This is a genomic window from Moorena sp. SIOASIH, from assembly GCF_010671925.1.
In the GTDB taxonomy this organism is placed as follows: Bacteria; Cyanobacteriota; Cyanobacteriia; order Cyanobacteriales; family Coleofasciculaceae; genus Moorena.
Genome location: NZ_JAAHIH010000001.1, coordinates 377,993 through 391,881, shown reverse-complemented (window position 1 = coordinate 391,881; position 13,889 = coordinate 377,993). Strand labels below are relative to the sequence as shown.

Sequence of the window (13,889 nt, the reverse complement as noted above, 5' to 3'; positions counted from 1 at the left end):
TTTCTAAATGCCTAGGTGATCAGTGCAATGCCATTTGGTTTTAGCATGGAGTGTATATCTCCAATAGCAGCAAATGGATCACTCAGATGCTCTAGCACTTCAAAGGATAAGACTACGTCATATTGACTAGATAGACATTGGTTGTAATCACTTATAAGAGTTATAGATTCATCTAAGAAACCATAATTAGCAAACCGTACTTATGCTACAAACCAGTGACGAGACACGGTATTAGACATGGTAAGGGCGATGGATATCTCGCGAAATAGGTACGTCCCTTTCCATGTCCCGCCGTGTCCAATACCATTTCCTACCCATGGGTCAACCTCTCTCAAAACCGTTGTTTTATTACGCTCAGTTCAATAATCCAGTTAACTGTGAATCTACACTTAGGAGTCTAGCTTATTTTGCCACCCTAGAAAAAAATCGTAGAAACCGCTCAGATAGCCTTATCCCTTAATCACCTTTTTCGAGGCTTTGTACAAAAAACCCCTAATTCTCTTGAGGCGTTGAGAGGGAGATATTTTCCATCTGAGAAAATAGTACCAATACCTTATCCGCCAAAGAACACTAGGTCTTCTCGCTAGCATGTATTCGTCTTGTTTCTTAGCATGGATATCTTTCCAACCTAATCCATCAGATAAGAGAGTGCGGAAAAGACTTTCTGAATTAACCCATTCGCCAGCCACATCTTCACCAAATGGTCCAGCTGAGTGATAGGGGAATGAATACACTTCTTCTCCAGTAGTTGTACTTATCGGCCAATTATGATATTTTGTTGCAACACTCGAACCATTAACAATTTTAAAGGCATCGTAATTTCCAAGACTCGCCAATAAAATAAACACTTCAATAGAATGCGATTCACCGGAAATGTACTTAGGTCGAATGTCATTATTTAACAGTGATCGAAGGATCACATGGTCATAATGCTCGATATCGATCTTGACGTAATAGGGATATCCGTGTTCGTAAAAGAGCTGATTGACAGTTTTTCCAGGTAGGAAGACTTTTTCGTAGTTTTCAGGTTTATGTGTGGGAGCAGGAAACTGGCTTAGCACATGTTTAGTTTTATGTATGTAGAAGGGAACGCTTGTAACTTCATTAGCTGCTGTCAGAACACAATTCTCAATAACTAGTTTCTGTTGTTCAATCTCGAGTGCGAATCGTTTCTGCATTTGTTCACAAAGGATCGGATTGGCCTCGACAGCAATAACGATATCGGCTTTCTTCAAATAATAAGGGACATCATCTCCGTTATTAGCACCGATATCATAAATAATTTTTTTGTTCCCATTTGTAATTGAAGTCATTACTCGCTATTTATTTATATCCTTTACGGTTCACACTTCAATATACTTTATATAACGATACTATCAGGATATTTTGATGGCGGAATACATTTTGCTCTGTCTCTAACTTGAGGATATTTACTTTGCCAACTTATTCTTTATAAGAGTTTTTTATTCTCGGTATTTAATTCTATAATGAATCTCAGGTAAATACCCATTTTTATTGATTTTATATAATTAGATATTATTATGTCAAAAATAGGTAATTAATTTTGTGCACCTGCTTATTAAGTTTATTGACTTATTATGCTGAGGGGGTGACCTGAGCCCTAAAAAGCTTAGTATATAAGGCTTTGATGTCAATGATCTCATGGAAGATACAGTCCCAAATTAACCCTCGATTCATTGTCTTGATGCAGTCGCTCATGGGGGAAACCACGGCAGTCGCTGGGGGAACGGCAGTCGCTCATGGGGGAGACCACGGCAGTCGCTCATGGGGGAAACCACGGCAGTTGCTCATGGGGGGAACCCCCAAGACCGCACTGCCTCCCCAAGACCGCGCTGCCTCCCCAAGACCGCGCTGCCTCCCCAAGACCGCGCTGCCTCCCCAAGACCGCGCTGCATCGCTTTCTGGAAGCTCAAAACCTTATAACTACGTCCAAGGTCGCGCCCAAAACAGAATGTATATTTTTGTAACTTATGGGCTAAAATTATTACTGGGTAATAATTTTAGCTTGCATGTCACCCCCCCAGCTTATTATGACGAATAATTTATTTGGTTATCACTACTTATTTAGACAGCATATCCCCTGTGAAATTTTTAGTACAGAATCTTGGTTATTTGTCAAAAAAAAATTAGATGCGTTTGCCCTGCTACTTTTATATATACAGCGGTTTGCAATTCAGTTAGGTACAAAGTGATGGGTTTTTAGGGAGCAGGGAGCAGGGAGCAGGGAGCAGGGAAGAGGGAAGAAGGAAAACAATCCTGTGTACCTGATAGTTATGCAAACCGCCGTAACTAATTCAGGATTTAATTAGTTTTTAATTAAGACTGAATTTCTGATTAACGTCTTTATCCAGTTCACTAATGGCAGGGAGGACAATACCTGACTTACCTTGGCCTTAAAACTCAGCTTGGGTACAAACAGTTTTGGTGTAGACTTTACTAAGTGAGCTTGAGAAGGTCTAGTCAGTTTTTGGTAAACCAAACAGGCTTCTACTCCTAACTGATGGTGGGAATTAGCTGCACAAATTCTGATCGGTAATAAACCAGACCATCTTGCTAGTATGCTTAACATTACTTTTGTGAAAATTGTAGCTTTTCCTACCACTAATAAAAATCCCGATTCAGGGAGTTGTGGTTCAATCTCTAACAGAAGCTCCTTGATAGATAGCAGCGTATCCGGCAAATCCACCATTACCATCTGAAATTGTTTGCCCCCTGTCAGCTCTAAAGGCAGACTTTGTAGCTGAACCTGGTTTTTAACCTCAACCTTGGAGCACCAAGTTTTGACATCTGCTAAAGCTTCTGTAGTATTAGCATAAGTAATATCTAACCGTGGCAAGTCTGCTAAATCCGACAGCAGCTCTTTATTTCTACCTTTCCAGTAGAGAAGTTTGATTCGAGAGTTAAGCCGATGGATTTCTTGAATCAGCTCGTACATTTTTAAACGAATGACAAATTTTTTTTCCTCTATCGGCTGATTAATGTGCAGCACCCGTGTGTCATGTTCTAAACGGAAAGGCGGCTCAATCTCACCCTGTAAGATGTAGCGGTAGAACTTTTGCTGTATTGCTTGTTGACTGTAGCAATCTATCAGCTTTTGATGACCTGCTATAGCAATTTTTTCTGCTTGCTCAGGATGCTTTAGATAAAACTCAATTTTATCCAGCAGCTCATTTTCACTATCATAGCACTCTAGGTGAACCCCTTCTTCAAATAGAGAAAATAAACCTGACTGAGGACTGAGACGGTCTGTTAGTAGGAAACCTCCTGCCATGATTACTTCAAAAATCCGGCGATTTGTATCTCCATTCAAACCACAATTCAATACTATCCGGGACTTACTGTAGTCCTCTAATGATTCAACATATGGTTTGCGACTGATATCAATTTTGACGCCATTATCCTGCAGGAACTTTAGTAGGTTGCTGCGGTAGACGTGCAGTGATGACTGAGAACCTCGGAAAATAATATTGTAGGATTTCGCTTCCTTTTTCTGAGGAACATAGTGGTCAATGACAGGAGTTCCTGGTAACCAGAAGACATTTTTCAGACCTGCTTCCACAAAGAAATGTAAATGTTGAACCCCCTGATAGACCCAATGGTAATCACAGTCAAAGCTTTGGCAGTATCTAATTATCCCACTTAGAGACCCATCACCCCAGTGAAAAGTATCCCCAATTTTCATGACTTTTGGACATGTTAATTTATCAAGTTCTCGCGGCATGAAGTGCATATTCCTGGCAGACATCTGCACTAGATCAGGATAAAAATCACTGGGTAATTTATCTAAAATAATATCAATAGAGAATTCTCCCATTGGGACGGGAATAGCTTTACCTGCCTTTACAGCCTCTGGCGGTGGATTAGGGCAAGCAGTTAATATTTGAGGGTCATTTTCTCCTAATCGATTCAGATTGAACTGAGAAATTGATACAGGACCAGAAATAATACGTAGTTCCTTAATCATTAAGGTAGTGCCACAAATAGAGAGGTTGTCATAGAATCAGCTACTTTTTGAGCCAAAGCCTTTATAGCGGTTTTTAGCCTAATGAGGTACACATAATTTTTGTCCTGTTTCCTCTTCCCCTCCTGGGAGGGGTTAGGGGTGGGTTACTCTTCCCTGTTCCCTAAAACCAGAAACTCTGTACCTCACCACATTGAAAACCGCTATAGAGTGCTATGCAGTTGGTGCCATAATCAAGGCTTGAGCCTGCACTAAATCCTCAGGGGTATTAATCTCCAAAACTCCCCTTTCAGTAAGACACACCCGAATCGCAAATCCATGTTCCAGTACTCGCAACTGCTCTAAGCCTTCACACTCCTCTAGGAGTGTGGGTGAAAGTTGAGCATATTTGCTCAGGAAATCTCGCTCAAAAGCATAGAGTCCAAGATGGTGAAATACAGGTGCATCTCCAGAATTACGGAAGTAAGGAATGGGAGCGCGGGAAAAGTAGAGGGCGTGACTTTTGCGATCGCATACGACCTTGACTGAGTTAGGGTCTTGATAGTTTGTTGCCATATCCAGAGGACAAGCAAGAGTCGTCATTGCAGGAAACTCCCCTTTGAGATAGGGACTTACCAGCTGGGTCAGCATCTGAGCCGTAACAAAAGGTTGGTCTCCTTGGACATTGGCTATTGCCGTCATTTCCGGATAACGTTGAGCTACTTCTGCAACCCGGTCAGTACCAGTAGCATGGTCTGAGCGAGTCATTTCTACCTCTCCCCCAAACTGCGCCACACAATCCGCAACTAATTCAGAGTCAGTGGCAACTACCACCTTAGTGAAATCAGGACAACGTTTAGCTGCTTCATAAACCCTCTGCACCATTGGGCGATCGCCAATCATTGCCAAGGGTTTGCCAGGAAAACGAGTTGAATCATAGCGAGCAGGAATAACGGCAAGAATATTCATAAACTAAGTTACCTAAGGGGTGATATAATGACTGTTATTAAATTTATCAGTAGCTTTTTTTTACTCTCGTAAAGACGAGAAATAACTGGAGTATTGCCACAGGTTTGGGCGTAAAATAAATTATCGAAAAATATACTTTATAGCTTTCCAAGCTACCAATATCTCTTACCCAAAACAAAGACTTGATTATGATTCCCAGACCTGCGTTGCTGATTATGGGTATGATTTCGCCCCCCTAACCCCCCAATACTGGGGGGAAGGAAACTCTCAAAGTCCTCCGCCGCCCAATACTGGGGGGAATTAGCGGATGCTTCGATTTTTTACAGAGGGGGATTTAGGAGGCAGTAGCCAAATAATACAAATAAATTCATACTTAAATTCAGCAACGCTGATCTATTTGTAAATGCTATAGCTAAGTCGTAAGCATTCAGCTATCAGCTATCAGCTAAAGGCCTACGGCCACGCTACTTGATGTGCTTATGGGCGATTAGGACGCTACGGAACTTTTGAATCAAACAAGTAAGCAAAAGTTTAATCTAAGTTATGGAAAGCTGACGGCTGACCGCTGACGGCTGAATGCTTACGCTAAGTCTACTAAACCAGGGTGAAAGAATCAGACGTGATAGTTGTTGCTTGCACCCGATTTAGTAAAGCTAACTGTTCACCACCATTGATAATCCAGGTATCATTGGTATTGGAACCAGTACCTTGAGTGATTGTCAGCTGCTCCCACCTTAAACCACCAGATAGTGCCAGCCAATCTTCACCAACTACAAAATCAGTAATGGTCTTAGTTCCCTCTCCTGGGGCTAAGACAAATATGTCGTCACTAGCACCTCCAGTTAGTAGGTCATTACCACCACCACCATTAATGATATTGACATCTCCATCACCTATTAAAATATCGTCATAAGGTGAGCCAATCATGTTTTCAATATCATTAAGAGTATCTTCACCACTATTAGTATTCAGAATGCTGTTGTACCAAACATCAGCAACCTTTCCATAACCTTCTACATTTGGGTGAACACCATCTGGCAAATCACTGGGCACTAAGGCACTGTAAACATCGACAAAAGTTACGTTTTTGTCTTCCTCGACCTTGTCACTGACAATATCGGGTATAGATAAATTAAAATCTATGCCCTGCTGTTGTTGTGCTGGAGTTGGAATAAAATCACTGTCCGGTTGCTCTGGATTTGTACCAAGTGGTGGGATTGAGCTTACCAAAAGCTCTGTATTTGGTAACTGATTAGTAATCTGATCAATGAGATTACTAAGCCGTAATGGTGCATTGCTAATATCGTCACCTTTGAGTATGTCATTGGTGCCGATCATTAACAGCACCATATCTGGCTGATAAGTGTTTAACCAACCATTAACATTATTGGCAATATCACGAATTCTCCATCCCCCAAATCCCGCATTGTCTTTATCAAAGCCATCGGGTCCAGTAGACCGGGGGCCAACAAAATCTATGTTGAAACTATCATCGACTAATAAATTCCACAAATCATCACGGTAAGCTGCTGTATCTCCCCAATCCCGACCAGGCAAGCCGAAGGTGTTGGAATCACCTAGGGGCATAATCTTAAACGGCGTGTCAGGTGAAGTGGCAAATTTGTGAGTGACGATATCAGTTTCCAGGTTGGCAATGATAGAGCCGTTTGCCTGAACATAAGTTATAGTATCAATTCCGTTGCCCCCATTAAACGTGTTGTCACCTGTACCACCATTAATTACGTTACCGAAGTTGACAGTTGGTGGGTCTAGTTCAGGCTCAGCCTCAGGAGTTGGGGTCACAGATGGTGAGACCGGAATCAAATCAATGTAGTTGATGTTGAAGCCCCCACTCAGTACATCCAGGCGCAATTGATAAGTCCCGGCACTGAGGCTGAGCACTTCGGAAGACTCGATGGTCTGCCAAGTTCTCCAGCCACCAGTGTTGCCCAAATTCACATTGGCCTGTTCTCCGTCTAGACTGACTTGGAAGCTATGATTGCCATTGAGTGCAGAAGCCACACGAGCTTCGAGTTGATAAGTCCCGGAACTGGGAATGGTGACCTCATAGGTCAGCCATTCTCCTGACTCAATCCAACCCACCAGCGGCGTGCCATCTACATCGCCGCTGTAAGAAATATCCACATCCTCAAAGCGATACTCTCCACCATTGTTGCCAGGGTCACGATCGTAATAAGCTACCCCTTGACCACCTTGATTGTAGTCTTCTGCTTCGATGCGAACAGTAGAGCCGTTTGTCTGAACATCAGTTATAGTATCTCCGTTGCCCTGATTAGAGGTGTTGTTATCTGTACCACCATTATTGCCGTTGCCGACCTCAGGAGTTGGAGTCACAGATGGTGAGACCGGAATCAAATCAATGTAGTTGATGTTGAAGCCCCCACTCAGTACATCCAGGCGCAATTGATAAGTCCCGGCACTGAGGCTGAGCACTTCGGAAGACTCGATGGTCTGCCAAGTTCTCCAGCCACCAGTGTTGCCCAAATTCACATTGGCCTGTTCTCCGTCTAGACTGACTTGGAAGCTATGATTGCCATTGAGTGCAGAAGCCACACGAGCTTCGAGTTGATAAGTCCCGGAACTGGGAATGGTGACCTCATAGGTCAGCCATTCTCCTGACTCAATCCAACCCACCAGCGGCGTGCCATCTACATCGCCGCTGTAAGAAATATCCACATCCTCAAAGCGATACTCTCCACCATTGTTGCCAGGGTCACGATCGTAATAAGCTACCCCTTGACCACCTTGATTGTAGTCTTCTGCTTCGATGCGAACAGTAGAGCCGTTTGTCTGAACATCAGTTATAGTATCTCCGTTGCCCTGATTAGAGGTGTTGTTATCTGTACCACCATTATTGCCGTTGCCGACCTCAGGAGTTGGAGTCACAGATGGTGAGACCGGAATCAAATCAATGTAGTTGATGTTGAAGCCCCCACTCAGTACATCCAGGCGCAATTGATAAGTCCCGGCACTGAGGCTGAGCACTTCGGAAGACTCGATGGTCTGCCAAGTTCTCCAGCCACCAGTGTTGCCCAAATTCACATTGGCCTGTTCTCCGTCTAGACTGACTTGGAAGCTATGATTGCCATTGAGTGCAGAAGCCACACGAGCTTCGAGTTGATAAGTCCCGGAACTGGGAATGGTGACCTCATAGGTCAGCCATTCTCCTGACTCAATCCAACCCACCAGCGGCGTGCCATCTACATCGCCGCTGTAAGAAATATCCACATCCTCAAAGCGATACTCTCCACCATTATTACCAGGGTCAAGATCGTAATAAGCTACCCCTTGACCACCTTGATTGTAGTCTTCTGCTTCGATGCGAACAGAGTTCATAACCTACTCCTAATAATTTTTATTTCCTATTAAACGAGTAGGTAGATGCTTCTTCAAGCTTGCTCAAAGTATACCACTTTGAGCAATGTCATGAAGTCGAAGTAAGCCAATACAGCGTTTGTGTTTATCCACCACCGGCAACACGGAGATTTGAGAATTCCGATTTTCCATAAGCTGTAAGGCATCGTAAGCCAGTTGGTCTGGTTGAACCATTACCGGATTGGGAGTCATAATTGCTACTGCCTTAAGGTGTTCTAGCTCAGTTGGCTTGATTTTGGCAATTGAACGTCGTAAATCACCGTCAGTAATAATTCCGAAAAGTTCACCCCTATCGTCAACTACATTGACTGCTCCCAAACTGCCTTTAGTGATAGCACCAACAATTTCAATCCAGCTGGCTTGAGGGGAAATCACAGGGTTGTCTTGGTCTTTGTGCATTAAGTCTGCAACTCTCAAAGTCAGGCGCTTACCCAAACGTCCTGCCGGATGATTCAGAGCAAAATCTTCTGGCGTTAGCCCCTTAAGTGGCATTAGTGTCATTGCCAAAGCATCTCCAATTGCCAGAGCAACCGTTGTGCTGGTAGTTGGAGCAAGATTAAAAGGACACACTTCTTGATCAACGGAAGCATCAAGCACAACATCTGCATTGCGAGCAAGAGTAGAGTTCAGGTTGCCCACAATCGCAATAATCGGTAATTGCCGACGCTTGAGGTAAGGCATTACAGCCACAAGCTCATCGGTTTCACCACTGTTGCTCAAAGTCACAACCACATCTGAACAGGTGACGCTCCCTAAGTCACCGTGCATAGCATCCCCTGGATGTAGATAGGTTGCTAGAGTCCCCGTACTCGTTAAGGTAGCAGCAATTTTACGCCCTACAATTCCTGACTTGCCAACTCCGACCAATACCACCTTACCTTGACAATTAGCTAAAAGCTCAACAGCTTGCTCAACTTCTTGAGGTTGAAGTCGATTGGCAGCTAGAGTAATCGCATCAGCTTCTATTTTGAGCCTTTCAACAACCTGTGAAAAGCAAGTTTTGTCCATTAGGCACTGCATATTTCTGTCTATAATTGGGGTAATATAAGTAGATATACCCTAAACTAAATAATTTAATTTTTCTCTCCTTAAATTCCCCATAAATAAGTCTATTATCGGCGATTTTATTGGAGTTTTAAGTAACTTAAAACCGTAATTATTAAGCTATCAGTCATCAGCTATCAGCTATCAGTCATCAGCTATCAGTCATCAGCTATCAGCTATCAGCTATCAGCTTTTGAATAACATAGGCATTCGTCACAGCGTCGAAGCCTGTGCCACAAACTAGAAGCCTGTGCCACAAAGCACCTCAAGTAAGTAGCGTGAGCTAAAAGCTCACGGCTGACGGCTGACGGCTGACTACTGACTGCTGACCGCTGACCGCTGAATGCTTACTTAAAAACAACTCTTTTTAACGGATTTAATCGTCCTTTTTAAAGAAGCTATTTCCCGAGCCATGGTTGAGAAATTTCCCTCTAGTAAATCACGCCTGACGTAGGAACGAATAAGGCTTAAATCAATATCATTTTGGGTTATATAACCGCACTCCCTAGCTTCGTTAAAGTACTGAAACCATAGCTCTCCATAGGGATGATTGGTATACTTCCAGGGTTGAGTGTAGAGGTTCGTATAGTGGATTAATTTCGTATCTTTGTCATAGTAATCAAAGACATTCCAAAGGGGGTCTAGTTCTCCGATCTGGTAATGGTGATGAGCAAGAAAAGCAGGACTCATACGGGCAAAGTCAGGGTAAGAATACAGACCTTGCTCAATTTCGTCGTAGTAGGTTTCTAAATCAAATTTGCATTTTTGACAATCGATCAGCATTACGCTCAAGCCCCAAAGGTCTTTAGCTTCACTGCTATAAGCTCTTTTTGCCAGGAAATCACAGCCATTCAAAGATGTGTCTAATAGTTCACCAATATCAGTCAAACAGATAGTATCTGAGTCAATATAAATAGCTTTACCTTGATAGTTACAGAGCTGTGGAATCAAATATCGATAGAGACTAAACTCAGTTGTATTCCGATATTTAAGTCTTAAGGACATGGGAGCGAGATAAGGCGGATCATCATTAAGTTCAATAGCATTGTGGGTGCCATTGAAAACATAAATATCCAGTTCCCTATGGCTATGTTTACGAAGAGAGTAAATTGAGACTTTCCTCTCCAGTAGACTCGCTTCGCCAGATCCGATAAATACTCGCACACGCTCTTGATTTTTCATGGCTAATTTTCCTAATAGTGCTAGGAATTATTTATTAGTAATAATTTGATTAGGTAAATCTATGTGACTTTGACTAGTCTTGGAAAAAACTTGATCCTGTTTACTCTCTTTAGGTTCACCACGTTTACGAATAACCTTGCCTGGTACTCCTACAACTACGGAGTAAGGCTCAACACTCTTGGTTAAAACTGTCCCAGCACCGATGACAGAACCTCTACCTATTCTGCAACCATCAAGGATTCTTACTCCCGCCCCTATCCAAACATCATCTTCTATAATGACACCTTTCTTAATAGACGGTTGAAGGTCGATAGGCGTATCAAGATCATCAAAGGTATAGTTTGAAGTAACAATTACAGTATGGGTAGCGATTCTGACCCAGTTTCCTATAATTAAGTCACCTGCACCATAAAGAAAACAGAAAGGGTTGACACTACAGTCACTACCAATTTTTATCTTACCCTGTGCAGATATGAGCATTGCTGAACTTCGGATAATTGAGCGATCGCCAATATGAATAGCAGAGTCTTCCAAATTACATTGAAGAGTTACATTATTTTCTACAATAACTCGATTTCCAAGAAAAAATTTACTTAAATTATTTTTGATTACGCTTTGGGCTATATAACAGTCTTCCCCAAGATTTCCCAGGTTTTTACGGTAATATTTTTCTCTGACTTTTTTTTTATAGTTATTCCGTAAATTACGAATTAACTTAAATAAGTTATACATCTATTATAATGGTTATAACAACGTAAGGATTCAGCTATCAGCTATCAGCTATCAGCTATCAGCTATCAGCTATCAGCTATCAGCTATCAGCTATTAGCTATTAGCTTTGGGCCAAGGCTCACGCTACGGTAATGGCTCAGGGCTGACGGCTGACCGCACCTCAAGTAGCGTGCGCGTAGCGCATAGGCTGAATGCTTACATAACAACAATAAAACTATTGGGGTAATGCTTTCCATTTTCTAGGTTGATAAAATTGACATTGTGTCATTAATGAATTGCTTTTAACTTTGAAGGATAATGATACGTGATCGTAGATATACTTAGGTGGCCTTTTGAACCAGACTCTACTAGAGTAAGAACCAGGTCTTAATCCAAGATAAGGCATTTCTAACTGAAGTTCAACTAGTCCATTAGAAATTTTTAAGATTGTGTTGTCTAGGTTACTATCCAGGTTTAATAATGGTTCCCCTTCTCCAGAAATTTCTCTAATCATAATACAAAGAATGCCATGAGAAATTTCTGTGTGAGCTTTGCACTTAACACACAAGTATAAAGGTTGACCACTCAGAGGATATTCAATCCTATTTCCTTCTCCATCTCTAAAGTAAACGCCAATAATATCTAAACCAGTGCTTTCTTCTGGTGGTTTTTCTTGAAAAAAAACAGCTCCCTGTGATTCCTGTTTGTTATCTAGGAACAAATCTTCATCATATTTTTGCATTACCACAGACGCCTTACCAACTGCTAGTAATTTTCCTCGTTGAAGATAAATTGCTGAATCACAAATAGATAGAATAGAATTAGGATTGTGAGCTACTAGAACAAACGTTGTACCTTTATCACGTAATTCAGACAGCTTTCTATAGCATTTCATCCTAAACAGAAGATCGCCGACTGCTAGCACCTCATCAATCAGAAGAATATCTGGTTCTGTATGAATTGCACTAGCGAAGCCTAACCTTGCTGCCATTCCAGAACTATAGGTTTGTACCGGCGAATCAATCGCATCCCCAATTTGCGCAAACTCTACAACTTGATCAAACCGCTGATCAATTTCTTCCTTCGACAACCCCAAAATCGACATATTGGCATAAATATTTTCCCGCCCTGTCAAAATCGGATTAAACCCTGCTCCCAAAGCAATCAATGGTGCCAACCGACCTTTAACTTCCACAGAGCCAACATCCGGCTTAATCAAACCACTAATAATCCGCAACAATGTCGATTTACCACTACCATTTGTCCCCACTAAGCCAATAGCTTCTCCTCGTCGCAATTGAATACTGACATCATTCAGTGCCCAAAACTCCTTTTTCCGCAGCTTCTCATCCTTCTCCCTCAATCCTACTAACTCAGTGGCAATATCATGTACCCCATATAATAAAGACCGCTTCAAGTCCCGACAAAACTTTTTAGAAACCCCATTAACCGAGAGAATGACTTCACTATCCTGGGATTTGTCCCCAACGTCTCGCTCAGTGCTACTAATCATAATTAAGAACTGATCCTCTCAACTACAAAAGGGATGGATAGACGATAGACAATCCAAGCTAGGAGCAATCCCACAACAGCAATCCCACTCGTAACCCAAAATCCCAGAGGTTCTGATATCACACCTGTCGTTGCCAACTCTCGTGTTGTCACCAGCAAAGGAGTGACTGGATTCAATTTCACAATAGCGCCAAATACCCCCTCACTAGGAACTGGGTAGACAACTGGAGTCAGAAACAACCAAAATCCAGTTGCCAAAGTAAGACCCATAGAAAAATCTTTATACAAGGCTCCCATCGGGGCTAATAACAAGCCAATAAATGTTCCGAATAAGACAAGATGAATGAAAGCCACTGGTGCTATAATCACGCTCCAACTTACTGGCATCTTGAACCAGATAAACAAGCCCACAATCAGAATCAGCTTGATACTAAAGTTAAAAAATACTTGACCCAGTTTGCTAAGAATAATGGCTTCACGGGGGAAATTAATTTTAGCCAACATCGCCTTTGCCTCGGTCACCGCTTGGACAGGACCATTCAGTGTTTCCACAAAAGTCTGCCACAGGGTCATGCTAAACATGACATAAGCTGGATAGGGCAAGCCCGTGCTACCAACATTAATCACCCCATTACTCTTAGCCAAAGTAAAGCCAATAGCCGTCACAATTGGTGGTATAAAAGCCCAGATAATTCCCAGCAATGACTGGCGGTATTGAGCACTGATATCCCGCACCAGAAGTCGCCAAGCTAGTTCTCGAGAAGCCAGCAAGTCTCGCCGCATCTCTTGAAATAATTGAAGCGGATGCCTCATCTGACTCTCAGGGGTATAAACCACCCTGGGTAATCTCTGATCTGATCTTTGAGTCCGTTTCAAAACTATATCCTCACTAAAATACCTATGGTTACTCTGGTTTAAACTTGTGGAATAACAATCAATTATTTGAGCGATTATAGAATAATTAATTTTAACATATGTTAAAATTAATTATTCTTATAGCTTTCCCATAGCGCCCTGATAGCTAGGTTTTAGCTCTGAGTTATTGCTACTTATTTCAGTGATGTTTGTCAAGATTTTAATTGCCATTAATAAAACGTAAAATTATAGGTTTTAT

At 42.1% G+C, this 13,889-nt stretch carries 11 protein-coding genes; 1 reads left to right on the top strand and 10 read right to left on the bottom strand.

Annotated elements, in window-relative coordinates; genetic code table 11:
* Positions 1-11 precede the first annotated feature (11 nt).
* Together F6J90_RS43380 and F6J90_RS01685 are read right to left on the bottom strand one after the other, a co-directional pair.
* Positions 12-155 carry a methyltransferase domain-containing protein gene (locus F6J90_RS43380; protein WP_366513710.1) on the bottom strand — a complete coding sequence of 48 codons (144 nt, stop codon included), beginning with the start codon at positions 153-155 and terminating at the stop codon, positions 12-14.
* 294 nt (positions 156-449) lie between these two features.
* Positions 450-1,313, bottom strand: a complete 864-nt coding sequence (locus F6J90_RS01685) for an FkbM family methyltransferase (RefSeq protein ID WP_293090794.1) — start codon at positions 1,311-1,313, stop codon at positions 450-452.
* A gap of 404 nt (positions 1,314-1,717) precedes the next feature.
* Here F6J90_RS01685 and F6J90_RS01680 point away from each other — a divergent pair, with 404 nt between their 5' ends.
* Positions 1,718-2,062, top strand: a complete 345-nt coding sequence (locus F6J90_RS01680) for a hypothetical protein (RefSeq protein ID WP_293090793.1) — start codon at positions 1,718-1,720, stop codon at positions 2,060-2,062.
* 264 nt (positions 2,063-2,326) lie between these two features.
* Here the strand turns inward: F6J90_RS01680 and F6J90_RS01675 are convergent, their stop codons facing one another.
* The 8 genes from F6J90_RS01675 to F6J90_RS01640 all read right to left on the bottom strand — a co-directional run bounded on the left by F6J90_RS01675 (position 2,327) and on the right by F6J90_RS01640 (position 13,588).
* Positions 2,327-3,985 carry a glycosyltransferase gene (locus tag F6J90_RS01675; RefSeq protein WP_293090792.1) on the bottom strand — a complete coding sequence of 553 codons (1,659 nt, stop codon included), beginning with the start codon at positions 3,983-3,985 and terminating at the stop codon, positions 2,327-2,329.
* A 210-nt stretch (positions 3,986-4,195) separates the two neighbouring features.
* Entirely contained in the window at positions 4,196-4,930 is a 735-nt protein-coding gene (gene kdsB / locus F6J90_RS01670; protein ID WP_293090791.1) for a 3-deoxy-manno-octulosonate cytidylyltransferase, read from the bottom strand.
* Between the two features lie 594 nt (positions 4,931-5,524).
* Positions 5,525-8,287: a carbohydrate-binding protein gene (locus F6J90_RS01665; RefSeq protein WP_293090790.1), complete on the bottom strand. Its 2,763-nt coding sequence runs from the start codon at positions 8,285-8,287 to the stop codon at positions 5,525-5,527.
* Positions 8,288-8,350: 63 nt separating this feature from the next.
* Positions 8,351-9,334 carry a KpsF/GutQ family sugar-phosphate isomerase gene (locus F6J90_RS01660; protein ID WP_293090789.1) on the bottom strand — a complete coding sequence of 328 codons (984 nt, stop codon included), beginning with the start codon at positions 9,332-9,334 and terminating at the stop codon, positions 8,351-8,353.
* A gap of 387 nt (positions 9,335-9,721) precedes the next feature.
* On the bottom strand, positions 9,722-10,552 hold the full coding sequence (locus F6J90_RS01655) for a glycosyltransferase (RefSeq protein WP_293090788.1): 831 nt from the start codon (positions 10,550-10,552) through the stop codon (positions 9,722-9,724).
* 27 nt (positions 10,553-10,579) lie between these two features.
* A complete protein-coding gene (locus tag F6J90_RS01650) occupies positions 10,580-11,284 on the bottom strand; it encodes an acyltransferase (RefSeq protein ID WP_293090787.1) in 705 nt (234 codons plus the stop codon).
* Positions 11,285-11,498: 214 nt separating this feature from the next.
* Positions 11,499-12,776: an ABC transporter ATP-binding protein gene (locus F6J90_RS01645; RefSeq protein WP_293090786.1), complete on the bottom strand. Its 1,278-nt coding sequence runs from the start codon at positions 12,774-12,776 to the stop codon at positions 11,499-11,501.
* Positions 12,777-12,778: 2 nt separating this feature from the next.
* Entirely contained in the window at positions 12,779-13,588 is an 810-nt protein-coding gene (locus tag F6J90_RS01640; RefSeq protein WP_293090785.1) for an ABC transporter permease, read from the bottom strand.
* Between the last annotated feature and the right edge of the window lie 301 nt (positions 13,589-13,889).

Bases quoted from the DNA above. Each gene is read 5' to 3' on its own strand.
- kdsB (WP_293090791.1), bottom strand. From the start codon at position 4,930: ATGAATATTCTTGCCGTTATTCCTGCTCGCTATGATTCAACTCGTTTT.
- F6J90_RS01665 (WP_293090790.1), bottom strand. From the start codon at position 8,287: ATGAACTCTGTTCGCATCGAAGCAGAAGACTACAATCAAGGTGGTCAA.
- F6J90_RS01640 (WP_293090785.1), bottom strand. From the start codon at position 13,588: ATGAGGCATCCGCTTCAATTATTTCAAGAGATGCGGCGAGACTTGCTG.
- F6J90_RS01685 (WP_293090794.1), bottom strand. From the start codon at position 1,313: ATGACTTCAATTACAAATGGGAACAAAAAAATTATTTATGATATCGGT.
- F6J90_RS01660 (WP_293090789.1), bottom strand. From the start codon at position 9,334: ATGGACAAAACTTGCTTTTCACAGGTTGTTGAAAGGCTCAAAATAGAA.
- F6J90_RS01675 (WP_293090792.1), bottom strand. From the start codon at position 3,985: ATGATTAAGGAACTACGTATTATTTCTGGTCCTGTATCAATTTCTCAG.
- F6J90_RS01655 (WP_293090788.1), bottom strand. From the start codon at position 10,552: ATGAAAAATCAAGAGCGTGTGCGAGTATTTATCGGATCTGGCGAAGCG.
- F6J90_RS01680 (WP_293090793.1), top strand. From the start codon at position 1,718: ATGGGGGAAACCACGGCAGTCGCTGGGGGAACGGCAGTCGCTCATGGG.
- F6J90_RS01650 (WP_293090787.1), bottom strand. From the start codon at position 11,284: ATGTATAACTTATTTAAGTTAATTCGTAATTTACGGAATAACTATAAA.
- F6J90_RS01645 (WP_293090786.1), bottom strand. From the start codon at position 12,776: ATGATTAGTAGCACTGAGCGAGACGTTGGGGACAAATCCCAGGATAGT.